Here is a 25,398-nt window from a genome sequence, read left to right on the forward strand (position 1 = left end):
GAAGGAAAACGTATTAAAGGGAATTCAAAAACGCCAGCAACGCCGCGCGCTGCTCGGCATTGAAAGACAAAACCTGTTGCTGCGCCGCCTTTGCCTCGCCGCCATGCCAGAGCACGGCTTCAAGCAAGTTGCGGGCGCGGCCGTCATGCAAAAACTGGGTGTGGCCGCTGACCGCCTGCGTCAGGCCGATGCCCCACAACGGCGGGGTGCGCCAGTCGCGGCCGCTGGCCTGGAATTCGCTGCGGTTGTCGGCCAGGCCGTCGCCCATGTCATGCAGCAGCAGGTCGCTGTAAGGGCGAATCACTTGATTGGCCAATTCAGGTTCCGCGGCGTTGGCGGCGGTGGTGTATTTCGGGGTGTGGCAGGACTGGCATCCCGCCTGGAAAAACAGATTCTTGCCGGCCAGCACTTGCGGTGCGCCGACATCGCGACGGGCCGGTACCGCGAGGTTACGGCTGTAGAACAGCACCAGACGCAGGATGTTATCGCTGACTTCCGGCTCGCCATCCGGGCCATTGCCGTTGGGTGCCTGCTTGCAAGCGGTTTGCGCGTCGGTGCAGTCATCAACGGATCTCAGGCTGGTGGTGAGCCCCATATCACCAGAGAACGCGTGAACGTTTTGTTGATTGAGGTTCGGTTGCCCGGCTTTCCAGCCAAATCGCCCGAGAACGGTTTTCTGCTGCGCGTCGTCCCAGACCCGGTTCGGTCGCCCGGCGATGCCGTTCTTCTCGCGCGCCTGAGCCTCGGCGTTAGCCAGGATGGCCTCGTCGGGGATCGCCTCAAGCAAGCCCAGGCCAATCATCGGCGGTGCGATGCGCGCCGAGAAACGCGTGTCGGGGTGCATCGGGCCGTAGCCGAGCTGGGTCATCTGCAAGGTCGGTTTACGCAACTCGATTTCGCTGCCGTCCTTGAACCGCACCGGGACCGCTGTGTAATCGACGCGCACCTTGCCTTCCGGAACGACGCCGGGCACCGACATGTCCTGGAACTGCCCGCCGTAGACCGGCTCGGGGACCACGCCCAGTTGTTCGATGACCTTGGCATAGGCCGGCGCATCGGGGATCGACAGACGCACCAGCATCGACACCGCATTCGGCGCATCGGGCGCGGGCGGGTGACCGCGCCCGTCCTTGATGTGGCAGTTCTGGCAGGCGTTGGTATTGAACAGCGGGCCAAGGCCATCGCGGGCGGTGGTGGTCGACGGCGCGATCACCCAAGGGCTGCGAAAGAAACTGTTGCCGACGCTGAAATCGACGCGCCGTGACGGCGGCAGATTGGCGGACGGCAGGGAGAATGCGTTCTGATCGGTCTTGCGCACCGTTGCGCTGCCGCCGGAGCGGGCCTCACCGGGTTCGGCCTGGGTAAAACGCGGGGCGTCATCGCAGGCACTCAGGCCCAGGGCCAGCAGCAGTGCAGACAAGCGAAGAGGCAGCGAGGGCATCGGACATCCTGCAAGACGAGCAAAACAAGGGCGCAAAGTCTAACAGGGCAGGGGAGTTTGAATAAGAGGAATTATCGTTTGGTTGACTTGGCGCAGGGTTTGATTTGAGACCGAGTCGCGGCCATCGCGGGCAAGCCCGCTCCCACAGGATCTTGCACTGAACCTGTGGGAGCGTGGCTTGCCCGCGATGAGGCCATCAGCATCACTCAAAAATCAGGCATGAAAAAGGCGACCCGAAGGTCGCCTTTGTATTCACTCAGCCAGCGTTGATCAGAACTCGTGATCAGCGTTGTCCGGGTTCAGGTCGCTGATGCCCAGTTTGCCGGCGGCCGCTTCGATCGAACCGGTCTGCTTGACCAGCGAAGCGATGGCGTCGCGCACGATCTGGTTGCCAGCCGTGTTACCGGCAGCGATCAGTTGGTCGTAGTGCTCACCCTTGTTGGCGTGATCGACCATGATCTGAAGCTTGGCTTCGGTGGCGGCCAGGTCGGCTTTCAGCGCGGTGTCGGCTGCCGGGTCGGCTTTGGCGACCAGCGACGACAGGCTGGCGCCGGTCATTTTGCTGCCATCGGCACGGGTGTATTCGCCCAGGTACACGTTACGCACGCCTTTGGCGTCGTAGAAATGCGAGTTGTGGGTGTTGTCGCTGAAGCAATCCTGTTCGTCTTCCGGGGAGTTGGCTTCCAGGGAAACCTTCATGCGCTCGCCCGCCAATTCGCCCAGGGACAGACTGCCCATGCCGAACAGCATTTTGCGCAGGCCGGTTTCAGCCGGTTCCGCTTCCAGGGTGGCGCGGTAGTTGTCGGCCACGTTCGGCTTCCAGTTACCGACCATTTCTTGCAGGTCGTTGACCAGCAGTTGGGTCACGGATTTCAGGTAAGCGCGACGACGATCGTTGTGACCGCCGGTAGCGCCTTTGCCTTCCAGGTAGTCGGAAGCCGGACGGTTGCCGGCGCCAGGGCCGGTGCCGTTCAGGTCCTGGCCCCAGAGCAGGAATTCGATGGCGTGGTAGCCAGTGGCAACGTTGGCCTCGGAACCGCCCAGCTCGTTCAGGCTGGCGAGTTTTTCCGGGGTGATGTCTTTCACGTCGACCTTGTCTTCGCCGACCTGAACTTTAGTGTTGGCGATGATGTTGGCGGTGGCGCCCGGGTTACCCAGTGCGTGTTCGTAGGATTTGTCGACGTAGTCGATCAGGCCTTCGTCCAGTGGCCAGGCGTTCACCTGACCTTCCCAGTCGTCGATGATGGTGTTGCCGAAGCGGAACACTTCGCTCTGCAGGTAAGGCACGCGGGCCGCGACCCAGGCAGCCTTGGCGGCTTTCAGGGTGTCGGCGTTCGGCTTGGCGAGGAATGCGTCGACGGCGGTTTGCAGGGTTTTCGCGGTGGATTCGGCATCGCTGTAAACGGCGAAGACGATGTCGGCGTAGTGCGCGACCACAGCCTTGGCGGCGGCTTCATCGACTTTACCGGTAGCAGCAGGCGCAGCCGGGGCAGTGGTGCTGGCGGCCGGGGTCGGCGCTTGTGGAGCGGCAGCCTTGTCTTTGCCTTCGCCACAACCGGCGAGGGAAATAGCGATGGCCAGCAGACTGGCGGTAGCCAGAGGCATACGAATCATGGCGAACATCCTGCTTCGGTGATTGATGGACGCGCGTGGAGGGCGCGCAAAACTGCGACATAATGCAAATCTTTCGCATTATGTGTAAAGGGTTGTTCCTGTAAATATTTCTTATTCACGCAATGATGCGGGGCGCATTAAAAGATCGCAGCCTTCTACAAAGAGGCTGCGATCTTTTGACCTTCTACAAAATAGCCGCGTTACTGCGTTGGGCTTGCTTGAGGTAGGCGCTCAATTCCCGTGCCGGCAGCGGTTTGCTGTAGTGATAGCCCTGACCTTCGTGGCAGCCTTCGGAGATGATGTAGGCCTCTTGCTCGGCGGTTTCCACGCCTTCGGCAATCACCTGCATACCCAGGCTCTTGCCCAGCTGGATGATGGCGCGAACGATGGTTGCATCGTCGTCGTCATCGAGCAGATCCTGAACGAAGCTCTTGTCGATCTTGATCTTGTCCAGCGGCAGGCTTTTCAGGTAACTCAGTGATGAATAACCTGTGCCGAAGTCGTCGATGGCGATCAGCGCGCCGGAGCGACGCAGGCTCAACAAGTGCTGGGCGGCGGTGCTGATGTCTTCCATCAGGCCGGTTTCGGTGACTTCCAGTTCCAGGCTGCGCGGTGGCAGGCGGTACATCTGCAGCAGGTTATTGACCACCCGCGGCAACTCGGCGTGGTGGAGTTGCACGGTGGACAGGTTCACCGCCATGCGCAGGTCGACGAAACCCTGATCGTGCCACTCGCGCAATTGTTTGCAGGCCTGATCCAGCACCCATTCGCCGATGGCGATGATGGTGCCGTTCTGCTCGGCCAGCGGAATGAACAGGTCCGGGGGCACTAGCCCGTGTTCGGGATGTTGCCAGCGAATCAACGCCTCGACGCCCACCACGCGATGATCGCGGTAGCTGATCTGCGGTTGATAAACGAGGTAGAACTGGTCGCGGATCAAGGCATCGCGCAAGTCTTTTTCCAGCTCGCGGCGCCGACGCATTTCCGTGTCGACGCTGGCGATATAGAACTGATAGCGGTTGCGCGAGCGAGTCTTGGCCAGGGTCATGGTCTGCTCGGCTTTTTGCAGCAACTTCTCGGTGCTGTCACCGTCCTCGGGGAACAGGGTGATGCCAATGGTGGCGCGCAGGCGGATTTCCTGATGATCGAGGGCGAACGCCGCTTCCAGATCATCGAGAATGCTTTGGGCCAGTTCGGCCGCTTCATAGGGTTGTTCGATGTCGGCCTGGACCAGTGCGAACTGGTCGCCCCCCAAGCGGGCGAGGGCGCCGAGGCGACCGCTATGGGCCCGCAGGCGATCGGCCAGGGCCAGCAGCAATTGGTCGCCGGTCTGATAACTGAACTGTTCGTTGATGCCTTTGAAATCATCGAGCCCGACACACAGCACCGCGACCCGACGCTGTAATTTGCCGGCGTCGACGAGGATTTTGTCCAGTTGTTGCTGTAATTGCTGGCGGTTCGGCAAACCGGTGAGGAAGTCGTACTGGGCCATGCGCAGCAGGCTGTTTTCCGCTTCGTGGCGCAGGTGAGTGTTGCGCTCGATGGATTCAAGCAACTGGTTGGCGGTGTTGATCCAGACGCCCAACTCGTTTTTCTCATGACCCTTGAGCTGCGGAATCTTGTGGGCGCTGGGCCGGTCCGGGTTGATTTCGGTCAGGTGTTCGATAATCCGCGACAGCGGTTTGGTCAGTAGCCAGTGATAGACCAGATACAGCACCAGGGCCATGGCCAAGGCGCGCAATACGCCAGAGATGAAGATGATCACCGAGCTGACAATGAAGCCCTTGCCGTAGGTGGCGGTGTCGAGGGTAATGCTCAGGTCGCCGTAGTACTCGCTGTAGGGCCCGCGACCCACCAGTTGGGTGGTGAAGGTGCGTTCCTGGCCGAGGATCAGATCGGTCAGCCAGCGGCTGTTGGAGTGCTGCAACTCACGGGTTTTTTGCGCCAGCATGGCTTCGTGAGGATGGCCAATGGAGGCCATGCGCACGGCGTCGTCCTGAAACAGGCCTTCGATCACCTGCATACCCATTTCCCGGTCCAGGCTGTAGACGGCCTGGGTCGAGGGGTCACGGAACATATCGAGGATGCGCTGAGCATCATTGGCCACGGCCTGGCGTGTTTTATAGGCATCGAAAACGATCTGAGCGCAGCTCAAGACCACGCCGACGATCAATGCCGACAGGAGCACGACCCGGAGCAACTTCACCGACAAGCTGTTCTTGAGTTCCAGCTTCAAAGGGTTATTCCTTGTTCCGTGCGGGTAGCGTCAAGTTGCCATGAGTATTGGCAATCCCGTGATGTCAGTCAAAGGGACAATCCAACCCAGGGGATTTTGCCGGTAGCTTGGCGGATATGCTGTTGTTTGGAGTATTTGCCCTATTAGCACTGTGTCGGTTGTCTGGGGCTTCAACTTGAGGGGGATCGGGACTATTTTTCCTTTGAGGGCAGGGAAGGGCGTCATGGTGGCGGCATTGGCGGGTGATTCGGGCGCTGATACACCGCAAACCCTGTGGGAGCGGGCTTGCCCGCGATGACGGCGGCACCTCCAACATCCACGTGCCTGACACACCTATTGTCGTTCACAGATTACGAGTACGACACACCTCTACTGTGGGAGCGAGCCTGCTCGCGATAGCGTCCTGACAGACGACTAATCTTTTTCTGCTGCACTCGACCGATCGTTCCTACGCTCTGCGTGGGAATGCCGCCAGGGACGCTCCGCGTTCCGCTTTTGAATGTTTAATGGATGTGTCAAAACCTAGAACTTTCCCACGCATTTTTCAGGTTGTTCGTCGGAAGCGAGCCCTCTAGCCTTGGGCTGTCGCTGAAAACTCAGCGATCGGGTGTGAGAGCCCGGCAACTTATGGTCATCCAGTGTCTGTACACGCATAATCGCCGCCAGCTTATTTGCTGCCGGCAAATGCGTTATGGCGGCTGTGTGCGGGCGGACTTCGGTCCGGCCGGGTGTCCATAACCGGTCTTCTCACCTCGCACATAGCTGCCACCTTTTCGCCGTGTGAGAAGCGGCAAGTGGAGGCTCCAACGCTGGAGAATTTCCAATGGACAAATTGATTCCCGACCCACCTTTCAACACCACCACTCCCAACGCCGAAGCCTTGCGCACCGAAGAATTGCTCAAAGACCGCGAAGCCATCAAACGCGCCCTCGACTACTACCTCGATCCTCCGGCGCAATACACCGAAAAACCCCGTCGTCCCAGCCCCCTGTTCTTGGTCGCCCCGGATGCCGGCACCGAAAGCCTGCTGGCCCACGCCTGTGAATCGTTAGCCTCAGCGAGTGTCCTGGCCAGCGATTTTGCCAACAATCTGATCGGCCCGCAGCGCCATGCGGCGATGGCGATTCAGCAGGTCATCATGCTGGCGGAGCTGGCGGTGAATCGGGCGTTGGATAACGTCGATCCGGCATAGACCGCGTTATCGTTCTTCGCGAGCAAGCCTCGCTCCTACAGGGGAAGCGGTCATATACAAAAATCTGTGTACGACACAAAACCTGTGGGAGCGGGCTTGCCCGCGATGACGGCGGCACCTCCAACATCCACGTGCCTGACCCACTGCTATCGCGGGCAAGCCCGCTCCCACAGGGTTTGTGTTGTTCATAGATTATGAGTACGACACACCTCTACTGTGACAGTCGACACACTTTCCCTAGCCCACAAAAAAACCCGGCAAAAGCCGGGTTTCTTGACTGGCACGAAGCTTAAGCGGTGAAGGTTTTGCCTTCGAACTGCTCAGCCACGAATTTCCAGTTGACCAGGTTCCAGAACGCTTCGACGTACTTCGGACGAAGGTTGCGGTAGTCGATGTAGTAAGCGTGTTCCCAGACGTCGCAGGTCAGCAGCGGGGTGTCGCCGCTGGTCAGCGGGTTGCCGGCGCCGATGGTGCTGGCCAGGGCCAGGGAACCGTCAGCCTTTTTCACCAGCCAGCCCCAACCGGAACCGAAGGTGCCGATGGAGGTTTTGCTGAACTCTTCCTTGAACTTGTCGAACGAACCGAACGCTGCGTTGATGGCATCAGCCAGCGCGCCGGTTGGTTGACCGCCGGCGTTTGGCGCCAGGCAGTTCCAGTAGAACGTGTGGTTCCAGACCTGAGCGGCGTTGTTGAAGATACCGCCCGAGGAAGTCTTGACGATTTCTTCCAGGGTCTTGCCTTCGAACTCGGTGCCTGGCACCAGGTTGTTCAGGTTCACGACATAGGTGTTGTGGTGCTTGTCGTGGTGATACTGCAGAGTTTCCTCTGAAATGTGCGGCTGCAGGGCATCGTGTGCGTAAGGCAGCGGCGGCAATTCGAAAGCCATGATGATTCTCCTAATCAGGTCAGTTGCGGTGAGCGCAAGGCCGATCACGGGCGGCCAGACATGCGCCGGGGAGTTTGTACTCTTTGCGGCGCAGGGATCGGATCATAGCACCGGGGGTGCGGCATAACCACGCAACAACTGTGTGGAATAGAGGTTCCAGAGCCTTTTGGAATAAATCACCCGGCGCTGATTAACTGGAACGCTACGGTGAACATCATGGCGGCGACCAACAGGTCGAGGATTCGCCAGGTGCCTGGCCGTGCCAGCCACGGCGCCAGCCATGCCGCGCCAAGGGCCAAAGTAAAAAACCACAGCAATGACGCACTGGCCGCGCCCACCACATAAGCACCGGGCTCGGTTTGTTGTGCGCCGAGAGAACCGATCAGCAACACGGTGTCCAGATAAACGTGCGGGTTGAGCAGCGTCACCGCCAACGCACTGAGCAGCACCGCCCGCAGCGAGCGCACGGTCTGATTTTCACCCTGTTGCAGGCTTTGTTTCGAGCAGGCCCGGCGCAACGCCAGGCTGCCATACCACAGCAGAAACGCGGCGCCTCCCCAGCGGGCGATGGCCAGCAGGGTCGGGTTTTGCGCCAGCACCGTCGCCAGGCCGAACACCCCGGCAGCCACCAGCAACGCATCACAGGTGACGCAGAGCGCCGCCACCGGCAGGTGATGTTCACGCCGAAGGCTCTGCGCCAGCACAAACGCATTCTGGGTGCCGATCGCCATGATCAGCCCCGCGGCCACCAACAGGCCGTTCACATAGCTTTGCCACATACGTTTTTACTCCGCGTTGGTCGCCAGGTCCCGCAGTACCTGCAGGGCGCGTTCGGCATCGGCCTGGCCGACGAACAAATGGTCGTGGTAATACCCGGCGATCACGTTGCAACTGATGCCGGCCTGGCCCAGTGCCGTGGCGAACGCGGCGGTCAGGCCGACGGCTTCGAGGGCCGAGTGCACGTTCAAGGTGATCCACGCGGCGACGTAGTCGAAGTTGAAACCGGCCTTCTCGGCGTGGGAACGTTCCAGAATCACCGTCAGGCCTTCCCGTTCACGAAAACTGCCGACAATCTCAAGGCCGGCGGGCAACTTGCCGTCGCGCAACGTGCAGAACACGTATTCGCCGTCGTTGAGTTGCGGGCTCATGCTGCGCAGCAGGGTTGCCAATGACGTTTCGCCAGCCATGTCGGTGATCCTTGTTCAAGAGTTCTTGCTGGTCATTCTCCGGTTGAAGGCTGTATAAGAAAAACCAATAGTGCTGATCGCCCATTAGGAAAACTGATGTTCGACTACAAATTGCTTTCTGCGCTCGCCGCCGTCATCGAGCAGGCCGGATTCGAACGCGCCGCGCAGGTGTTGGGTTTGTCCCAATCGGCGATCTCCCAGCGGATCAAACTGCTGGAGGCACGGGTCGGCCAACCGGTGCTGGTACGGGTCACACCTCCGGCGCCGACGGAGATTGGCCGGCGATTGCTCAACCATGTGCAGCAAGTGCGATTGCTTGAGCGGGATCTACAGACGTTGGTCCCGGCGCTGGACGAAGAAGGCCTGCCGGAACGCCTGCGTATCGCTCTGAATGCCGACAGTCTTGCCACCTGGTGGGCCGAAGCGGTGGGGGACTTTTGCGCGGAACAACATCTGTTGCTCGACTTGGTGGTGGAAGACCAGACCGTCGGCCTCAAACGCATGCGCGCAGGTGAAGTGGCGGGATGTCTCTGCGCCAGTGAACGGCCGGTGGCCGGCGCGCGCAGCGTCCTGTTGGGGGCGATGCGTTACCGTGCGATGGCGAGCCCGGCGTTCATTGCCCGGCATTTTCCCGAAGGTGTGCGCGCCGATCAGTTAGCCAAAACCCCGGCCCTGGTGTTTGGCCCGGATGATTTCCTACAGCATCGCTACCTCGCATCCCTCGGTGTGGACGGCGGTTTCGAACACCATTTATGCCCATCGTCCGAAGGCTTTCTTCGTCTCACGGAAGCAGGGCTTGGCTGGGGCCTCGTGCCTGAATTGCAGGTGCGCGAGCAACTTGAGCGCGGTCAATTGCAGGAGCTTTTGCCAGATAAGCCGATCGATGTGCCGCTGTACTGGCATCATTGGCGCAATGGCGGTCAGCTGTTGGGGTTACTCACCGACCAATTGGTGCACTCGTCGAAGCAATGGCTGGTGCCGTTGGACTGACGGGCAGCGTCAAGACCTCACGCCCTACGCAATATGCAAAGCGCAAAACGTAAAACGAAATATTCGGAGCAATTCATGAAGATTCTGGTCACCGGCGCAAGCGGCTTCATTGGCGGACGCTTTGCGCGTTTCGCCCTGGAGCAGGGCCTGGACGTGCGGGTCAACGGTCGCCGGGCCGAGAGCGTCGAGCATCTGGTGCGCCGTGGCGCCGAGTTCATTCAGGGCGACTTGAGCGACCCGCAACTGGCGCGCGACCTGTGTTCAGACGTCGAAGCCGTGGTCCATTGCGCCGGCGCGGTGGGTTTGTGGGGGCGGTATCAGGACTTTCATCAAGGCAACGTCGAAGTCACCGAGAACGTGGTCGAGGCCTGTCTGAAACAGCGGGTCCGGCGTCTGGTGCACCTGTCGTCGCCGTCGATCTACTTCGATGGCCGCGATCATCTGGGGTTGACCGAAGAGCAAGTGCCCAAGCGCTTCAAGCATCCCTACGCCGCGACCAAATACCTGGCCGAGCAAAAAGTCTTCGGGGCGCAGGAATTCGGCCTCGAAACCCTGGCCCTGCGCCCGCGTTTCGTCACGGGCGCCGGCGACATGAGCATTTTCCCGAGATTGCTGAAAATGCAGCGCAAAGGGCGGTTGGCGATTATCGGCAATGGCCTGAACAAGGTCGATTTCACCAGCGTGCAAAACCTCAATGAAGCATTGCTCAGCAGCTTGCTGGCCAGCGGTTCGGCCTTGGGCAAGGCCTACAATATCAGCAACGGAGCGCCGGTTCCGTTGTGGGATGTGGTCAATTACGTGATGCGCCAAATGGATGTCCCACAAGTTACCCGCTACCGTTCCTACGGTTTGGCCTACAGCCTTGCCGCGCTCAACGAGGGTGTGTGCAAGCTGTGGCCCGGTCGTCCCGAGCCGACCCTGTCGCGGCTGGGCATGCAAGTCATGAACAAAAACTTCACCCTGGACATCAGCCGCGCACGCCATTATCTGGACTACGATCCGAAAGTCAGCCTCTGGACCGCCCTTGATGAATTCTGCGGCTGGTGGAAGGCTCAGGACATTCGCTGACACACAAGGGTGGCCCTGACTGAACCGAGTTCGGGGTTCAGGGTCAACCGGTGCGGCAGCGGGGGTTATACTTCGCCGCATCAAGCCATCACCGCGTTCCACAAAGGTTGACCCTAATGCCCATGCGTAACGATGCCAACGACGACTTCGACGATGTCCCGAGCCTGCGCGCCGACAGCCTCGATGACGATGATTTTCCGACCACCGCTCGCACTTCCGTGCATTCGCGCACCACACCGGTGGTCAAGGTCAAAGGCCCGAGCACCGGCCCTCTGTGGGCATTGGTCGGCGCGTTGTTCTTTGCCTTCGCCGGCCTTGCCTGGTGGAGTTTTCAGCAGATCTCGCTGATGGAACAGCAACTGGTGGCGACTCAGGAAAGTTTCGCGCGCATCAGTGAGGAAGCCGCGGGGCGCTTGCAGGACATTTCCGGCAAGGTCGTGGCCAGCCAGTCCAACGTCAACACCGGCAGTGAAGCGTTGAAGCTGCAAATCAAACAGCTTGAAGGCAAACTCCAGGACCAGAGCAAGCAGCTGGAAAGCAAACTTCAGGACCAGAGCAAACAGCAGCTGGGCGTACTCGGCCAGACCTCCGATCTGGACAAGCGCCTGGCGCAAATGACCGCGCAAGCCACCGAACAACAAACCGCCAATGTTCAGTTGCAGGCCCAGGTCAAAGCCTTGAGCGGCGAACTGGCCGCGTTGAAGAACGCGTCGGCCGATAGCAGCCAAATCGATGCCCAGCTCAAAAGCCTGGGTGCCGACATTACAGCGCTGAAGAGGCAAGGCAACCCGAGCGCCGCCATCGAGCGCCTGGAGCAAGACATGATCGTGCTCAAAAGCCAACAGGACAACCGCCCGGCCGCCGCACAAGGTGGCACCAACACCGCCGAGTTCGACGCCTTCCGCGGCCAGGTCACCCGCAACATCAACACCCTGCAGGCGCAGATTCAGAATCTGCAGCAACAACTGCGCCCCCGGCCTCAATAGCCCGAAGGCGAGTCAGTCAGTTAAACGCAATCCATGTGGGAGCGGCGGTGCGGCGATCCGACTTGCCCGCGAAGGCGGCGGCACAGCCAAAATTGATGTCGTCTGACACACCGCTTTCGCGGGCAAGCCCGCTCCCACAGGTTTTGTATCTTAACCAACTGGTATTGGGGCAAGCCTCTACGCCACCGTTTCCTGAATATTCATACATAGCCCCAAGCCGTCTACGCTCTTGAAACACTAACAAGAACGGGGAATGCACCATGGGGGTTCTTCACAGGCTGGCCTGGCTGGGCGGTTTGCTTTTGCTGTGCCTGGGGCCGGTTCATGCCGCCACGACGGAAAAGGCTGACAGCCAGGCCGCCAAAGCCTTGCTGGAAAAAGCCCTGGCCTATTATCACGAGCAGGGTGACAAGGCTTTTGCGGCGTTCAGCCGTCAGGGCGAGTTTGTCGACAAGGATCGATATGTCTTCGTGGTCGATACCAAGGGCGTGATGCTCGCCAGCGGCGGGCCATCTTCGGCGTTGATCGGTCGCGATGTGTCCGAGGTGCTCGGGCCGGATGTGCAGAAAGCCTTCAAGGACGCCTTGAAAGTGCCGGAGGGCAACGGCATTCAGCAGGCCGAATACCGCTGGCAGAACTGGGCCGACGGTAAGGTTGAACGCAAGCATGTGTTCTATCAGCGCGTCGGCCAGCGGATTCTGGCGGTCGGTTACTACCTGCCACGGGCCTCGCCGCAACAGGCGCAAGCGTTGCTCGATAAAGCAGCGGTCGATCTGGCCAAAAACGAGAAGGACACGCTCACAGCGATCAACTCCCTCAAGGGCGGTTACTTGCAGGATGACCTGTACGTGTTTGTCGTCGACCTGGATACCCAGCGTTATGTCGCTCACGGCACCAACCTGCGATTGATCAATACCGACTTCGGCAAGATCAAGGACCCTGAAGGTAAACCGGTGGGCGAGCCGATTTTGGCGCTGATGGCCAAACAGGCTGACGGCGAATACGAATACCGCTGGAAAAACCCGGTCACCGGCAAGGTCGAAGACAAGCATGCCTACCTGAAAAAGGTCGGGCATTTTCTGGTGGCGGTGGGGTATTACAGCCCTTGATTCGGTGGTGTCCGGGCTGACGTCTTCGCGGGCAAGCCTCGCTCCTACAGGAATTCACGATCCCTTGTAGGAGCGAGGCTCGCCCGCGAAGGCCGCACCTCGGTCTATCTACCGAACCGTGTCCTCCCGCCCCCGCAACACTCTATTCGGCATGGCAATCGCTGCCGCCAGCCCCAGCAGCGACACCGCCGCGCTGACCATCAGCAAATGCCGGAAAGTCAGCAGCAATTCTGCGCGCAAGGCGTCCTGCGCATCCCCCGGCGCGGCGTTCAAACCGTCCAGCAAGACATTCCCCGAACTCCCCTCGGCCATCAGCGAAGAGTTGGCCAGGTGCGCGAAACTCGAATCCTGCAACAACGCCAGCAGCAGCGCCGACATTAACGCCACACCCACTGCGCCGCCCAGAGAGCGGAACAGATTGGTGGTGCTGGTGGCGACGCCGATGTCCCGTTGTTCCACCGAGTTTTGCGTGCCCACCAACGATGTCGGAAACTGCATGCCGCTGGCAATGCCGCTGAGCAACATGAACAGACTGCTCAGCACAAACGCCTGAGGCGCGCTGAACGCCATGCCGAGAATCGAGAACGGCATCAGCAGGGCACCGGTCAGGATCATCGGTTTGTAACGACCGCTTACCGAGGTCTGGCGTCCGGCGAAATACGCGCCTATCGGCAAGCCCATGGCCAGCGGCAACAGATGCAGCGCGGCGCTGTCAGCCCCGGCGCCGGTGACGCTCTGGAAGCGCAGCGGCATCAGCACGATCAAGGAAATCGCCTGGAAACTGGTGAAGAAAATCGTGCACCAGCAAAAAATCGCACTGCGGTTGGCAAACAAGTGCATCGGCAGCAACGGTTCCAGCGCCCGCCGTTCATGCCAGACGAACACGGCCAGCACCACCACCGCACAACCGAGCAAACCCAAGACTTCGGCGCTGCGCCACGAATGGCCCTGGCCAACCTGAGTAATGCCCAGCAACAGCGCTGTCAGGCCAATGATCATCAGCAATGTGCCGAAGTAGTCGATGACCGGTTTGCGCTGCGGCACCGGCAGCCCCACCAGCGTGCGGTAGGCCACCAACCAGGCACCCAGGCCCAAGGGAAGGTTAATCAGAAATACCCAGCGCCAGGACAGGTATTCGGTCATGTAGCCACCGAGTACCGGGCCGGCCACGCTGGCCACCGCGTACATGCTGCTGAAGTAACCCTGATAGCGACCGCGCTCGCGGGGTGGAACGATGTCGCCGATGATCGCTTGGCTCACCGAAATCATCCCGCCGGCACCGATGCCCTGAAGGATCCGCGCCAGCACCAGTTGTTCCATGCTTTGCGCCATGCCGCAGAACAATGACGCCAGGGTGAACACCCCCATGCCGAACAGCATCAACTTGCGGCGGCCATACAGATCGCCGAGTTTGCCGTAGATCGGCACCGCCACGGTCATCGCCACCATGTACCCGGAAATCACCCAGGCCAGCAGGCTGACATCCTTGAATTGCGCGGAAATGGCCGGCATCGATACAGCGACGATGGTCTGGTCCAGCGCGCCCAGAAAGATCGCCAGCATCAGGGCGATCAACACGCTGCGAATGGCCGGTTTGGGCGTTTCAGGCTGGTTGAGATTGGTCACGGGTAAAACCTGTGGGCAGTAATGGACCCGCAGCAGGCAAGGCGAGCGGGATGCTGGCCAGTGTAGATCGGTAGGAGGCTATTCGATAGCCTCGTATGGAAGGCCAACGTAATTTTCGGCGATGGTTTTTCGGCCCGCCTCGGAGTCCACGAAATAGGCCAGCTCCGACTCGCTGATGCGCTGGCTGAACGCGTCGTGCTCGTCGAAGCGATGCAACATCGAGGTCATCCACCAGGAAAATCGCTCGGCTTTCCACACCCGCCGCAAGCAAACCTCGGAATACTTCTCCAGCAGATCCACACGCCCTTCGCGGTAAACCTTCAGCAGAATATTGAACAACGTACTGACGTCGCTGGCCGCCAGGTTCAGGCCCTTGGCGCCGGTGGGCGGGACGATGTGCGCGGCGTCGCCGACCAGGAACATCCGCCCGTACTGCATCGGCTCGACCACGAAGCTGCGCAGCGGCGCGATGCTTTTTTCGATCGACGGGCCGGTCACCAGCGTGTCGGCGAGGGCGGCTGGCAGACGGGATTTGAGTTCATCCCAGAAGCGTTGGTCAGACCAATCCTCGACTTTGTCCTGGGCCGGTACCTGGAGGTAATAACGGGTACGTGTCGGCGAACGCATGCTGCACAGCGCAAAACCGCGTTCATGCCGCGCGTAGACCAACTCTTCGTGCACCGGCGGCGTGTCAGCGAGAATCCCCAGCCAGCCGAACGGATAAACCCGCTCGAACACCTTCAGGCAGTCGGCAGGAATCGACTGCCGCGCCACGCCATGGAAACCGTCGCAACCGGCGATGTAGTCACAATCGAGTCGATACGTTTCGCCGTCCTTGTCGAAGGTGACGAAGGGTTCGGCGGTTTTCATGCCCTGTGGGACGACATTGCTGGCTGCATAGATCGTCTGCGCACCGACGTCCCGACGAGCGGCCATCAGATCGCGGGTGACCTCGGTCTGGCCATAGATCGTTACGGTTTTGCCGCCGGTCAGCGCCTGCAAATCGATGTGTACCCGGCGCCCGTCGAGGGCCAGTTCGAAGCCTGCATGGACCAGCCCTTCGGCGTCCATGCGCTGACCCACCCCGGCCTGACGCAACAGCTCTACCATGCCTTGTTCGAGGACACCGGCGCGGATGCGTCCGAGCACATAGTCCGGGGTCTGGCGTTCGAGGATCAGGGTGTCGATGCCGGCGTTATGCAGCAATTGGCCGAGTAGCAAACCAGAGGGGCCGGCACCGATGATCGCGACTTGGGTTTTCAGTGTTTTCATTGTTTTTATGACTCGCAAGCTCCACGCGACCAAGGCCGGTGAATGATTTTTATGGATCGAGTACTTGCATTTTTCACTTGCGAGTCTGTCAATTGAAGGGGAAAACTGAGCCGATACCTGTACATTCTGCCAATCGGTGCGATTATCGCCCCGTTACCCTCGAGGCCTGGATTGAAGTGATGAACAAGCCTGACCTGCCATCGATTCCGGTGTTCAAACTCTACGGTGAAAGCCTGGACTGGCCGACCCCTGATTTGCTGCATTGTGAAACCATTTCCAAACGCAGCCGCGAACATCAATGGGAAATCAAACCCCACCGCCACGCCGATTTGTGTCAGTTACTCTTCGTTTTCAAAGGTCAGGCAGAGCTTGAGATCGAAGGCAAACGCTCACAATTGACTGAGCCGGCAATCCTGATTCTGCCGCCGTTATCGGTGCATGGTTATCGGTTTTCCGAGGACGTCGAAGGTTTCGTCGTCACGCTGGCCGCGCCGCTGATCGCCCACCTGCAAGCACAACTGGGCAATTCGGTGAACGCCCTGGCACAGGCCGAAAGCTACCCGGCGGGCAAGGACAGCGAGTACCTCAACAGCCTGTTTTCAGCGCTGCAAAGCGAGTACACCGGCCATCAACCGGCGCGGGAAATGCTCATGCATTCGCTGGTCAGCGTGATTATGGTGTGGATCAGCCGCCAGGTGATTCAGCGCCAAACCGCCACCCAGCGTCCGCAGCGGGCTCGGGAATACCTCAACGGCTTTATTCAGCTGGTGGAAGAAACCTATCGCCAGCACGTCAAGGTCGAGGACCTGGCTCATCGGCTGGGGATTTCCGTGTCCCACCTCAATGGCACGTGCCGTGAACTGGCGGGGCAACCGGCGTTGCAGATCATGCATGAGCGTCAATTGCTGGAGGCCAAGCGCTTGCTGACCTACACCAGCATGACCATTTATGAAATGTCCGACGTATTGGGGTTTTCCGATCCGACCAACTTCACACGCCTGTTCAGGCGTCGCGTGGGGATTTCGCCCAAGGCCTTTCGCGACCGCTTGAAGGCCGATCAGGACCATGCCGATCAGCACAACGAGACCTGAATCCCTTCCTTACCGGAGGGCGTTGAGGCTTGCGTTGTGGGGGATGCAGCGTTCGAAGTTGCAGCTCGCGAAGTCACGGGGCTGTTGTCGCAACTGCTCGACACGCCAGGCGGCTGTGCCATACAGCGCCAGCGTCGCCGCGCAAGTGATGAAAATGGCGAGGTATCTTTTTGTTTTGATGTTCATGGCGTTGACCTCTGAACGAATACCCTTGGGTACTGCTTTGAGCATAGGTCAGCGCGGGTGAGTTGTGTAGGAGCTGGCGAAGCCTGCGATCTTTTGATGTTTAAAGACCTGCATCCCACTCCGGCTCTTCCGGAAATCTCAACACCAGAAAATCCAGCATGCTGCGCAACGCCGCCGGCATGTGTTTGCGTGAGGCATACACCGCATAGATATTCAGCTGCCGGGGCTTGGCCTGGGGCAACAGGCGGATCAGTTCGCCGCTGTGGATATGCACGCCGGCCAGGTAACTGGGCAGCATCACCACGCCAGCCCCGGCCATCGTCGCGCGCAACAGCGTGCTGGCTTCGTTGGCGCTGATGTTGCCCTGCACCGGTACTGAGACGGGCTCGCCGTCCTGTTCGAAATGCCACAGGCTCTTGCCGAAGTAGGAGTGGGTCAGGCAGTTGTGCAGGCTCAGGTCCTCGACCCGTTGCGGCGTGGGGTGCTCGCGCAGGTAAGCGGGGGAGGCGCAGATCACCGAGCGGCAGACCGTCAGGCGCCGGGCAATCAGGTTCGGGTCTAGGTCGTTGCTGGTGCGAATCGCCAGATCGATGCGTTCATCCACCAGGTTCACCGTGCGGTCGAGCATTTGCATATCGATGCTGACGCCGGGGTAACGTTTGACGTAAGCCGCCATGGCATCCGCCAGTTGCGCCTGGCCGAACGAGGTGCTGACGCTGATCCGCAGCAGGCCTCGCGGTGCGTCGTCCGGCTCGCTGACGGCGGCTTGCATGTCTGTGGATAAATCGAGCATCTGCCGACAGCGAGGCAGCATTTCCATACCGGCGGCGGTCAGGCTCAATTTGCGCGTGGTGCGGTGCATCAGGCGCGCGCCGACCCAATCTTCCAGCTCCGCCAGATAGCGTGAAACCACCGGCCGTGACAGGTCCAGGTGATCGGCGGCGGCCGATTGGCTGCCCAGGTCCACCACCGTAACGAACACGCGCATTGCTTGTAGACGATCCATGATTTGCCCGCTTTCAGAAACAAACTATGTTCAAGCATCGCATTTTTTGTATCGAGTCAGGCAACTAAGCTCTGTCCCATCGCCAAGCATGGCATTCGGACAACGGAGCAACAGATGATCGGCTTCACTTCAATCAAACGCATTCTTCTGGCAACCGCCGCGCTCGGCTTCGCGGCCCATGCCGCTGCGGCGTCGACCCTGACGCTGGACGTCTACAACCCCGGCACCAACGCGATCTTCCCGGTGACCTCGGTGCTGGTCAGCGGCGAGAAGGACGCGATTCTGCTGGACGCGCAATTCGGCAAAGCCCAGGCCGAACAGGTGGTGGAAAAAATCCGCGCCAGCGGCAAGCAACTGACCACCATCTACATCAGCCACGGTGACCCGGATTACTACTTCGGCCTCGACACCGTGACCAAAGCGTTCCCGAAAGCCAAAGTGCTGGCCTCGCAACCAACTGTTGATCACATCAAAAAAACCGTCGACGGCAAACTGGCGTTCTGGGGCCCGAAAATGGGCGCCGACGTGCCGAACAAAACCATCGTGCCGCAGGTGCTCAAGGGCGACAGCCTGATGCTGGAAGGGCAGAAATTGCAGGTGATTGGCCTGGACGGCAAGCAGCCGGATCGCAGCTTTGTGTGGATCCCGTCGATCAAGGCTGTGGTCGGTGGCGTGGTGGTCGCTGAGAACATTCACGTGTGGATGGCCGACACCCAGACCCCGCAATCCCATGCCGATTGGCTGACGACGCTGCATACGATCGAAGCGCTGAAGCCGAAGACCATCGTGCCGGGTCACTACCTCGGTGAGAGCGCCCGTTCTCTGGCAGCGGTGCAGTTCACCGCCGATTACATCAAGGCGTTCGACGAAGAAACCGCCAAGGCGAAAGACGCCGCCGAACTGATCGCCGCGATGAAAAAACGCTACCCGACCCTGGGCGAAGAAAGCTCGCTCGAGCTGAGCGCCAAAGTCGCCAAGGGCGAGATGAAGTGGTAATCCGCTGAGATGATCGTTCCCACGCTCTGCGTGGGAATGCAGCCCGGGACGCTCCGCGTCCCATCAAAAGCCGAACGCGGAGCGTCCGTTGAGGCATTCCCACGCAGAGCGTGGGAACGATCAACAGATTCACCCAAACCAACTGGAGAAACGTCATGAGCAACATCGCAATCATCGGTGCCACCGGTCGTGCCGGTAGCCAACTGTTGGAAGAAGCCCTGCGTCGCGGTCACAGCGTTACTGCCATCGCCCGCGACACCTCGAAAATCGCCCCGCGTGCCGGTGTCGTGAGCAAAAACGTCGACGTACTCGACGCTGCTGCATTGCAAGCCGCCGTGGCCGGGCATGATGCGGTGATCAGCGCTGCGCATTTCTCCACTATCCCCGCCAGCGCGATCATCGAGCCGGTGAAGAAGGCAGGGGTCAAACGTCTGCTGGTAGTCGGTGGTGCCGGTTCGTTGTTACTGCCGAATGGCTCTCGGGTGATCGACAGCGAAGGCTTCCCGGAGGAATACAAGGCCGAGGCCAGCGCTGGTGCCGCGTTCCTGAATACCTTGCGTCAGGAAAAGGACCTGGACTGGACCTTCCTGTCACCGTCGGCAGAATTTGTCGAAGGTGAACGCACGGGTACGTTTCGGGTCGGCAAGGATGACTTGCTGGTGAGTGCAGAGGGCCGCAGCTGGATTACCTTTGCAGACTTCGCGATTGCGTTGCTTGACGAAGTGCACACGCCAAAGCATTCCCGCCAGCGGTTTACTGTCGGGTATTGAGTTCACTGATCACTTGTGGGAGCGAGCCTGCTCGCGAAGACGGACGTACATTCAACATTGATGTCGACTGTTCGGCCTCCATCGCGGGCAAGCCCGCTCCCACAGGACAGCGGATATCCTGTGGGAGCGGGCTTGCCCGCGATGCTTTTTGGCTTTCAGCGGCTCTGAGCCTGCTCCACCAACCACCCCATCAATTCGCGCAACTTCGGTGAAGGCGCAGGTTTCTCGGGGAACACCAGGTAATACGCCAACCCGGTTTTCACCTTCAGGTCAAAAGGCATGACCAGCCGCCCGGCACTCAGGTCATCGCCGATCAACGACCAATCGCCAATCGCCACGCCCGTCCCCTGGGACGCCATCGACATCGCCAGGTCCAGGGTTTCGAAATGCTGCCCTTTGCCGACATTGCTCAGCCGAATATCCGCAGCCTTCAGCCAGGCGTTCCAGTCCCGTTCATCACGGGTGGGGTGCAGCAGCAAGTGCTGTTGCAGATCGGCCGGTGTCTGCAAAGCCATCGGCCCTTCAAGCATCGGTCGGGAACACACCGGCGTCAGTTGTTCATCGAACAGATGCTGGGAGGCCAGTGAGCTGTCCGGCGGCGGGCCATACATCACCGCCGCATCGAACTGCTCGCGATGAAAATCCACCCCGTGTTTGACCGTGGTGGTCAATTCCACCGGCACATCCGGGCGTTCCTTTTGCCACTGCAACAGGCGTGGCAACAGCCAGCGCATCACACAGGTCGGGGCCTTGAGTTGCAGGGTTTCGCGCTTCTCGCCGATCTGCTCCACCGCCTCGTCGATCAGGCCGAAAATCTGCTGCACCCGTGGCAGCCACTCCCGTCCTTCGGCGGTCAGGCTCAAGCCCCGCGCCTGGCGAATGAACAACTCATAACCCAGATGATCTTCCAGCCCGGCGATCTGCCGGCTCACCGCGCCTTGGGTGATGTGCAGTTGTTCGGCGGCCCGGGTGAAGTTGCAGCACTGCGCGGTGATCAGAAAAGTGTGCAGCGCCGGCAGGGGAGGCAATCGTTTCATTGGGATCCAAGGTATGACGTGAGGACATGGCTAGTATGACTTTTTATCCATTGTTGCGGCTACGTGTCGCCCGTTCCAATGAGGCCATCCCTGGACCTGCCAACCCATCATAAACACTGCGCAGGCCCGGCGTCTCAAACGAACAAAAAGGGCAAAGACATGGCGACGTGCGGCGAAGTATTGGTCAAGTTACTCGAAGATTACGGGGTCGAGCAGGTGTTCGGCATTCCCGGGGTGCACACCGTGGAGCTGTATCGCGGGCTGGCCCGTTCGAGCATCAACCACGTCACTCCGCGTCACGAACAGGGCGCCGGCTTCATGGCCGACGGTTACGCTCGCACCAGCGGCAAACCGGGCGTGTGCTTCATCATCACCGGCCCTGGCATGACCAACATCACCACCGCCATGGGTCAGGCTTACGCCGACTCGATCCCGATGCTGGTGATCTCCAGCGTGCAATCGCGCAGCCAATTGGGCGGCGGTCGCGGCAAGCTGCATGAGCTGCCAAACCAGAGCGCACTGGTCGGCGGCGTGGCAGCGTTCTCCCATACCTTGATGTCGGCGGCTGAATTGCCGGGCGTCCTGGCTCGCGCCTTCGCGCTGTTCCAGGCAGGCCGTCCACGTCCGGTGCACATCGAAATCCCGTTGGACGTATTGGTCGAAGAGGCCGATGACTTGCTCGCCAGCGTGCCGGTGAACATCGACCGCGCCGGTGCTTCGCCCAGCGCGATCAGCCGCATGACCGACCTGCTGGCCGGTGCCAAGCGCCCATTGATTCTCGCCGGTGGCGGCGCCATCGATGCCGCGGCCGAATTGACTGAACTGGCCGAACTGCTGGACGCGCCGGTGGCCCTGACCATCAATGCCAAGGGCATGCTCGAATCCCGCCACCCGCTGCTGATCGGTTCGACCCAAAGCCTGGTAGCCACTCGCGCGCTGGTCGCCGAGGCCGACGTGGTGCTGGCCATCGGCACCGAACTGGCCGAAACCGATTACGACGTCACTTTCGCCGGTGGCTTCGAAATTCCTGGCGTGCTGCTGCGCGTGGACATCGACCCCGACCAGACCGTGCGTAATTACCCGCCGAAAGTCGCGTTGGTGGCCGACTCGCGCAACGCCGCTCAGGCCTTGCTGAGTGCGCTGTCCCACAAGTCGCTGGCCGAGCGTCGCAACGATTGGGGCCAGGTGCGTGCCGCACGTTTGCGCGATGAATTGGCCGCATCCTGGGACGCCCCGACGCTGGCCCAGACTCGCTTCCTGGAAACCGTTTTGCATGAATTGCCGAACGCGGTGTTCGTCGGCGATTCGACCCAACCGGTGTACACCGGCAACCTGACCTTCAACCCGGAGCGCCCGCGCCGCTGGTTCAACTCGTCCACCGGTTACGGCACCCTCGGTTACGCCTTGCCAGCGGCGATTGGCGCCTGGCTCGGTGGCAGCGTCGAAGGCGGCGCACGCCCTCCGGTGGTGTGCCTGATCGGCGACGGTGGCCTTCAATTCACCCTGCCGGAACTGGCCAGCGCGGTGGAAGCACGCACCCCGGTGATCGTCCTGCTGTGGAATAACCAGGGCTACGAAGAGATCAAGAAATACATGGTCAACCGCGCCATCGAGCCGGTGGGCGTGGACATCTACACCCCGGACTTCATCGGAGTGGCCAAGGCCTTGGGCTGTGCGGCCGAGGCGGTCAGCGGTGTTGACGGATTGCGTGATGCGTTGCGCCTCGCCACCGATCGCCAGGGCCCGACGCTGATTGAAATCGATCAGACCCAGTGGATGAAGGCGGTGTCGAAATGAGTTTTCCAACTACTTTGGATGGCCTGTACATCAACGGCCAATGGGCCGCCGGCCACGAACACTTGCGTGTGATCAACCCGGCGACCGAAGCCCTGTTGACCACCGTTAATGGTGGCGATGCACACGCTGTCGATCAGGCCGTCACGGCGGCGACCAATGCTTTCAAAGCATGGTCGAAAACCACCGGCGCCGAGCGCGGGGCGATCCTGCGCAGAATCGCCGCGGGCGTGCAGGCCGGTCGTGAGCAATTGATGAAATTGCAGTCGAGCAACAACGGCAAACCGCTGTTCGAAGCGGCCATCGACGTCGACGACGTGATCGCCACCTTCGAGTATTACGCCGATCTGGCCGAAGGCCTGGACGCGAAGCAAGACAGCGCCGTGGCGTTGCCGAGCGATGATTTCAGTGCCCGTTTGCGCCGTGAACCGTGCGGTGTGGTGGGGCTGATCGTGCCGTGGAATTTCCCGATGGTCACCACCGCCTGGAAACTCGCTCCGGCACTGGCCGCCGGTTGCTGCGTGGTGCTCAAACCGTCTGAAGTGACGCCGCTGCCAGAGCTGGAGCTGGCGACGATCATTGCCGAAGCAGGTCTGCCGAACGGTGTGTTCAATCTGGTCTGCGGCACCGGCCTGGCTGTTGGCGCGCCGCTGTCGGCTGATCCGCGCATCGCCAAGATTTCCTTCACCGGCAGCAACGCGGTGGGCGTGCAGGTGATGCAGCGAGCGGCAGAAACCGTGAAGGGTGTGAGCCTGGAATTGGGCGGCAAATCTTCGCTGCTGGTACTCGCCGATGCCGACATCGAACTGGCCGTGGAAGTGGCCTGTGGCGGTGGTTTCTTCAACGCCGGGCAAATGTGTTCCGCCACCAGTCGCGTGCTGGTTGCCGATGAGCTGGCGGATGAGTTTGTAGCGCGATTGAAGGCCCGCGCCGAAGCCATTCGCGTGGCCGACCCGTTCGACCCGAACGTAGAAATGGGCGCACTGGTCAATCAGGCGCAATACCAACGCGTGCTGGGCCACATCGATCGCGGTTTGAGCGCTGGCGCGAAGTTGATCTGCGGCGGTAATCGTCCGGCAGAACTTTCACGCGGCTATTTTTTGCAGCCGACCATTTTCATCGACGTGCCCCTGGACAGTGCGCTGTGGTGCGAAGAGATTTTCGGCCCGGTGATTTGCGTGCGCAGTTTCAGCTCTGAAGCCGAGGCGATTGCCTTGGCCAACGACAGCCAGTTTGGTCTGGTGGCCAGCGTGGTCACTCGCGATAGCGAGGCCGCCGATCGGGTCGCCAACGCTTTGCAGGCGGGGCTTGTGTGGATCAACGCGCCGCAAGTGATCTTCCCGCAGACCGCCTGGGGTGGCTACAAACAGAGCAGCATCGGCCGCGAATTGGGGCCGTGGGGCTTGCAGGCTTTCCAGGAAATGAAACACGTGATTCGGGCCGTCTGACAGCACGAAAAAGGTGAGCGCATGCCTCGTCATGAGGCATGCGCCAGCGTCATGGCTTCAATGAGTTTTTATCGATAGTCAGGTGTTTTGCACGACCTCAGGATGAAGCTGTCGGCGCCGCTCTTGCCCTTTGAAACCGGGGGCTTGGAGCTGATCTGACCGCGCGGATGCAAGGGTTGCGACCAACCTCATACTTAAAAAAACAAAGGGAGTCCTTCATGGGCGAGCACGATCTGAACAGACGTCAATTCATCAAAACCGTGGGCGTGGCGTCCGTGGCTGCGGCGGCCATGAGCATGCCGTTCATCAAGGCCAATGCCAGCGACACACGCTTCCAGGGCAAGACCCTGCGCTTGCTGACCTGGTCCGATGACACTGGCCTTGCAGCATTGCGCAACATCGCGGCAACCTTCGAAGCCAAGTACGGCTGCAAGGTCATCGCTGACCGCACCGGCAGCACCTCGGAAATGGTCGCCAAACTCAAGGCCGGCGGTGATCGTCCGCAGTACGACATCATCACGCTGGCCGGCGTCGGCGCCGAAGGTCTGGCCGCCGCCAACCTGCTGGAAAAACCCGATCTCAACCGCATCCCCAACCTGATCGACGTGCCGGAGAAATACCGCACTGGCGCCAACGGTCACGGCATCGGTTACCTGCTGTGGTGCAACAGCCTGGTCTACAGCACCCGCACCATCAAAGAAGCGCCGGACAGCTACGCCGCCCTGTGGGACGCGGAGCTGTCGCCGAACATCTTCCTGCCGCCGCCGAACTGGACCGAGGCCATGGACCTGATCATCATCGCCGCCAAACTGGCCGGTGGTGACGAACACAACATCGAGCCAGGCTTCAAGAAACTCGCCGAGCTTAAAGATCGCGTCGTGACCCTGGGCGAAAACCCGAACCAGATCGCCGAGCTGTTCCGCACCGGTTCGCTGGACATGGGTGGCCTGTATGCGCCGGCGTTCTTCCCGAAACAGATTCGCGATCCGGCCTACGGTCTGGGCGCCACCTTCGGCATGAAGGAAGGCTTCTACACCGACCTGATGCTGTCGGTGATGCCGAAGAATCGTCCGGGCGATACCGACCTGGCCTACGCCTTCATCAACCACTCCCTGGACCCGCTGGTGCAGGGCAAGATGGCCGAAGACATCTACAACGGCCCGGTCAACGCCAAGGCGATCATCTCCGCCGAAGCGCGCAAGAGCCCGTACATCCTCACGCCGGAGCAGATTGCCGAGAAGGCGATCATGCACGACAACGCCTTCCTGGCCACCGTGCATGACCAATGGATTCGTCGTTACACGGAAATCTTTTCTTCCTGATCGAGTGGCGAACACAGGTCTTTAGAACACTGCAAAACACTGTGGGAGCGGGCTTTTGTGGCGAGGGGGCTTGCCCCCGTTGGGGCGCGAAGCGGCCCTAAATCCTGTCATCGCGGTGCATCAGGTGCACCGCATGAAATG

At 60.4% G+C, this 25,398-nt stretch carries 22 protein-coding genes; 11 read left to right on the forward strand and 11 right to left on the reverse strand.

Annotated elements, in window-relative coordinates:
• Window positions 1-13: 13 nt before the first annotated feature.
• The 3 genes from AB7M22_RS02235 to AB7M22_RS02245 all read right to left on the reverse strand — a co-directional run bounded on the left by AB7M22_RS02235 (window position 14) and on the right by AB7M22_RS02245 (window position 5,291).
• Window positions 14-1,441 carry a di-heme oxidoreductase family protein gene (locus AB7M22_RS02235; protein WP_454185094.1) on the reverse strand — a complete coding sequence of 476 codons (1,428 nt, stop codon included), beginning with the start codon at window positions 1,439-1,441 and terminating at the stop codon, window positions 14-16.
• 270 nt (window positions 1,442-1,711) lie between these two features.
• On the reverse strand, window positions 1,712-3,055 hold the full coding sequence (locus tag AB7M22_RS02240) for an imelysin family protein (protein WP_454185095.1): 1,344 nt from the start codon (window positions 3,053-3,055) through the stop codon (window positions 1,712-1,714).
• 184 nt (window positions 3,056-3,239) lie between these two features.
• Window positions 3,240-5,291, reverse strand: a complete 2,052-nt coding sequence (locus AB7M22_RS02245) for a putative bifunctional diguanylate cyclase/phosphodiesterase (protein WP_454185096.1) — start codon at window positions 5,289-5,291, stop codon at window positions 3,240-3,242.
• A gap of 823 nt (window positions 5,292-6,114) precedes the next feature.
• Here AB7M22_RS02245 and AB7M22_RS02250 point away from each other — a divergent pair.
• On the forward strand, window positions 6,115-6,483 hold the full coding sequence (locus AB7M22_RS02250; protein ID WP_454185097.1) for a DUF6124 family protein: 369 nt from the start codon (window positions 6,115-6,117) through the stop codon (window positions 6,481-6,483).
• A gap of 289 nt (window positions 6,484-6,772) precedes the next feature.
• Here the strand turns inward: AB7M22_RS02250 and AB7M22_RS02255 are convergent, their stop codons facing one another.
• From AB7M22_RS02255 to AB7M22_RS02265, 3 genes are all read right to left on the reverse strand, one after another.
• The gene (locus AB7M22_RS02255) at window positions 6,773-7,369 is read right to left on the reverse strand and encodes a superoxide dismutase (RefSeq protein ID WP_007898423.1); all 597 of its coding nucleotides are present in this window, start codon (window positions 7,367-7,369) and stop codon (window positions 6,773-6,775) included.
• A 176-nt stretch (window positions 7,370-7,545) separates the two neighbouring features.
• Window positions 7,546-8,148: a LysE/ArgO family amino acid transporter gene (locus tag AB7M22_RS02260; RefSeq protein WP_454185098.1), complete on the reverse strand. Its 603-nt coding sequence runs from the start codon at window positions 8,146-8,148 to the stop codon at window positions 7,546-7,548.
• A gap of 6 nt (window positions 8,149-8,154) precedes the next feature.
• Window positions 8,155-8,556 (reverse strand): ACT domain-containing protein, encoded by a 402-nt coding sequence (locus tag AB7M22_RS02265; protein WP_454185099.1) that lies wholly within the window; start codon window positions 8,554-8,556, stop codon window positions 8,155-8,157.
• Window positions 8,557-8,652: 96 nt separating this feature from the next.
• Here AB7M22_RS02265 and AB7M22_RS02270 point away from each other — a divergent pair, with 96 nt between their 5' ends.
• The 4 genes from AB7M22_RS02270 to AB7M22_RS02285 all read left to right on the forward strand — a co-directional run bounded on the left by AB7M22_RS02270 (window position 8,653) and on the right by AB7M22_RS02285 (window position 12,709).
• Entirely contained in the window at window positions 8,653-9,546 is an 894-nt protein-coding gene (locus AB7M22_RS02270; protein ID WP_427622945.1) for a LysR family transcriptional regulator ArgP, read from the forward strand.
• Between the two features lie 75 nt (window positions 9,547-9,621).
• Window positions 9,622-10,614: an NAD-dependent epimerase/dehydratase family protein gene (locus AB7M22_RS02275; RefSeq protein WP_007898415.1), complete on the forward strand. Its 993-nt coding sequence runs from the start codon at window positions 9,622-9,624 to the stop codon at window positions 10,612-10,614.
• A gap of 116 nt (window positions 10,615-10,730) precedes the next feature.
• Window positions 10,731-11,600, forward strand: a complete 870-nt coding sequence (locus AB7M22_RS02280) for an ATPase (RefSeq protein ID WP_454185100.1) — start codon at window positions 10,731-10,733, stop codon at window positions 11,598-11,600.
• 260 nt (window positions 11,601-11,860) lie between these two features.
• On the forward strand, window positions 11,861-12,709 hold the full coding sequence (locus AB7M22_RS02285) for a cache domain-containing protein (protein ID WP_454185101.1): 849 nt from the start codon (window positions 11,861-11,863) through the stop codon (window positions 12,707-12,709).
• A 108-nt stretch (window positions 12,710-12,817) separates the two neighbouring features.
• Here the strand turns inward: AB7M22_RS02285 and AB7M22_RS02290 are convergent, their stop codons facing one another.
• Together AB7M22_RS02290 and pobA are read right to left on the reverse strand one after the other, a co-directional pair.
• Window positions 12,818-14,335: an MDR family MFS transporter gene (locus tag AB7M22_RS02290; RefSeq protein ID WP_454185102.1), complete on the reverse strand. Its 1,518-nt coding sequence runs from the start codon at window positions 14,333-14,335 to the stop codon at window positions 12,818-12,820.
• 78 nt (window positions 14,336-14,413) lie between these two features.
• Window positions 14,414-15,598, reverse strand: a complete 1,185-nt coding sequence (pobA, locus tag AB7M22_RS02295) for a 4-hydroxybenzoate 3-monooxygenase (protein ID WP_454188749.1) — start codon at window positions 15,596-15,598, stop codon at window positions 14,414-14,416.
• A gap of 188 nt (window positions 15,599-15,786) precedes the next feature.
• On the opposite strand from pobA, the gene AB7M22_RS02300 reads away from it, so the two are divergent.
• On the forward strand, window positions 15,787-16,698 hold the full coding sequence (locus AB7M22_RS02300) for a helix-turn-helix domain-containing protein (RefSeq protein ID WP_454185103.1): 912 nt from the start codon (window positions 15,787-15,789) through the stop codon (window positions 16,696-16,698).
• Window positions 16,699-16,707: 9 nt separating this feature from the next.
• Here AB7M22_RS02300 and AB7M22_RS02305 read toward each other — a convergent pair whose 3' ends face one another.
• Window positions 16,708-16,929 (reverse strand): hypothetical protein, encoded by a 222-nt coding sequence (locus AB7M22_RS02305; protein WP_032835336.1) that lies wholly within the window; start codon window positions 16,927-16,929, stop codon window positions 16,708-16,710.
• Window positions 16,930-16,984: 55 nt separating this feature from the next.
• Window positions 16,985-17,890, reverse strand: coding sequence for a LysR family transcriptional regulator (locus AB7M22_RS02310; protein ID WP_454185104.1), 906 nt, complete (start codon window positions 17,888-17,890; stop codon window positions 16,985-16,987).
• A gap of 114 nt (window positions 17,891-18,004) precedes the next feature.
• Here AB7M22_RS02310 and AB7M22_RS02315 point away from each other — a divergent pair, with 114 nt between their 5' ends.
• Complete coding sequence (locus AB7M22_RS02315) at window positions 18,005-18,886, forward strand: MBL fold metallo-hydrolase (protein ID WP_454185105.1); 882 nt, start codon at window positions 18,005-18,007, stop codon at window positions 18,884-18,886.
• A gap of 155 nt (window positions 18,887-19,041) precedes the next feature.
• Window positions 19,042-19,656: an NAD(P)-dependent oxidoreductase gene (locus AB7M22_RS02320; RefSeq protein ID WP_454185106.1), complete on the forward strand. Its 615-nt coding sequence runs from the start codon at window positions 19,042-19,044 to the stop codon at window positions 19,654-19,656.
• A gap of 155 nt (window positions 19,657-19,811) precedes the next feature.
• Here the strand turns inward: AB7M22_RS02320 and AB7M22_RS02325 are convergent, their stop codons facing one another.
• Window positions 19,812-20,693: a LysR substrate-binding domain-containing protein gene (locus AB7M22_RS02325; RefSeq protein ID WP_008010011.1), complete on the reverse strand. Its 882-nt coding sequence runs from the start codon at window positions 20,691-20,693 to the stop codon at window positions 19,812-19,814.
• A 159-nt stretch (window positions 20,694-20,852) separates the two neighbouring features.
• On the opposite strand from AB7M22_RS02325, the gene AB7M22_RS02330 reads away from it, so the two are divergent.
• The 3 genes from AB7M22_RS02330 to AB7M22_RS02340 all read left to right on the forward strand — a co-directional run bounded on the left by AB7M22_RS02330 (window position 20,853) and on the right by AB7M22_RS02340 (window position 25,257).
• Window positions 20,853-22,490 (forward strand): 5-guanidino-2-oxopentanoate decarboxylase, encoded by a 1,638-nt coding sequence (locus AB7M22_RS02330; protein ID WP_454185107.1) that lies wholly within the window; start codon window positions 20,853-20,855, stop codon window positions 22,488-22,490.
• Window positions 22,487-23,935, forward strand: coding sequence for an aldehyde dehydrogenase family protein (locus AB7M22_RS02335; protein ID WP_454185108.1), 1,449 nt, complete (start codon window positions 22,487-22,489; stop codon window positions 23,933-23,935). Before AB7M22_RS02330 ends, AB7M22_RS02335 begins: the two co-directional genes overlap by 4 nt.
• A 218-nt stretch (window positions 23,936-24,153) precedes the next feature.
• Entirely contained in the window at window positions 24,154-25,257 is a 1,104-nt protein-coding gene (locus AB7M22_RS02340; RefSeq protein ID WP_367372720.1) for an ABC transporter substrate-binding protein, read from the forward strand.
• The last annotated feature ends 141 nt before the right edge of the window (window positions 25,258-25,398 follow it).

The sequence above is a fragment of the Pseudomonas sp. ADAK2 TE3594 genome (genome assembly GCF_053628675.1).

Coding starts and splice junctions, on each gene's coding strand:
- AB7M22_RS02325 (WP_008010011.1), bottom strand. CDS start 20,693: ATGAAACGATTGCCTCCCCTGCCGGCGCTGCACACTTTTCTGATCACC.
- AB7M22_RS02235 (WP_454185094.1), bottom strand. CDS start 1,441: ATGCCCTCGCTGCCTCTTCGCTTGTCTGCACTGCTGCTGGCCCTGGGC.
- AB7M22_RS02265 (WP_454185099.1), bottom strand. CDS start 8,556: ATGGCTGGCGAAACGTCATTGGCAACCCTGCTGCGCAGCATGAGCCCG.
- AB7M22_RS02270 (WP_427622945.1), top strand. CDS start 8,653: ATGTTCGACTACAAATTGCTTTCTGCGCTCGCCGCCGTCATCGAGCAG.
- AB7M22_RS02300 (WP_454185103.1), top strand. CDS start 15,787: ATGAACAAGCCTGACCTGCCATCGATTCCGGTGTTCAAACTCTACGGT.
- AB7M22_RS02330 (WP_454185107.1), top strand. CDS start 20,853: ATGGCGACGTGCGGCGAAGTATTGGTCAAGTTACTCGAAGATTACGGG.
- AB7M22_RS02305 (WP_032835336.1), bottom strand. CDS start 16,929: ATGCTCAAAGCAGTACCCAAGGGTATTCGTTCAGAGGTCAACGCCATG.
- AB7M22_RS02260 (WP_454185098.1), bottom strand. CDS start 8,148: ATGTGGCAAAGCTATGTGAACGGCCTGTTGGTGGCCGCGGGGCTGATC.
- AB7M22_RS02320 (WP_454185106.1), top strand. CDS start 19,042: ATGAGCAACATCGCAATCATCGGTGCCACCGGTCGTGCCGGTAGCCAA.
- AB7M22_RS02275 (WP_007898415.1), top strand. CDS start 9,622: ATGAAGATTCTGGTCACCGGCGCAAGCGGCTTCATTGGCGGACGCTTT.
- AB7M22_RS02250 (WP_454185097.1), top strand. CDS start 6,115: ATGGACAAATTGATTCCCGACCCACCTTTCAACACCACCACTCCCAAC.
- AB7M22_RS02340 (WP_367372720.1), top strand. CDS start 24,154: ATGGGCGAGCACGATCTGAACAGACGTCAATTCATCAAAACCGTGGGC.
- AB7M22_RS02335 (WP_454185108.1), top strand. CDS start 22,487: ATGAGTTTTCCAACTACTTTGGATGGCCTGTACATCAACGGCCAATGG.
- AB7M22_RS02240 (WP_454185095.1), bottom strand. CDS start 3,055: ATGATTCGTATGCCTCTGGCTACCGCCAGTCTGCTGGCCATCGCTATT.
- AB7M22_RS02285 (WP_454185101.1), top strand. CDS start 11,861: ATGGGGGTTCTTCACAGGCTGGCCTGGCTGGGCGGTTTGCTTTTGCTG.
- AB7M22_RS02255 (WP_007898423.1), bottom strand. CDS start 7,369: ATGGCTTTCGAATTGCCGCCGCTGCCTTACGCACACGATGCCCTGCAG.
- AB7M22_RS02280 (WP_454185100.1), top strand. CDS start 10,731: ATGCCCATGCGTAACGATGCCAACGACGACTTCGACGATGTCCCGAGC.
- AB7M22_RS02310 (WP_454185104.1), bottom strand. CDS start 17,890: ATGGATCGTCTACAAGCAATGCGCGTGTTCGTTACGGTGGTGGACCTG.
- AB7M22_RS02315 (WP_454185105.1), top strand. CDS start 18,005: ATGATCGGCTTCACTTCAATCAAACGCATTCTTCTGGCAACCGCCGCG.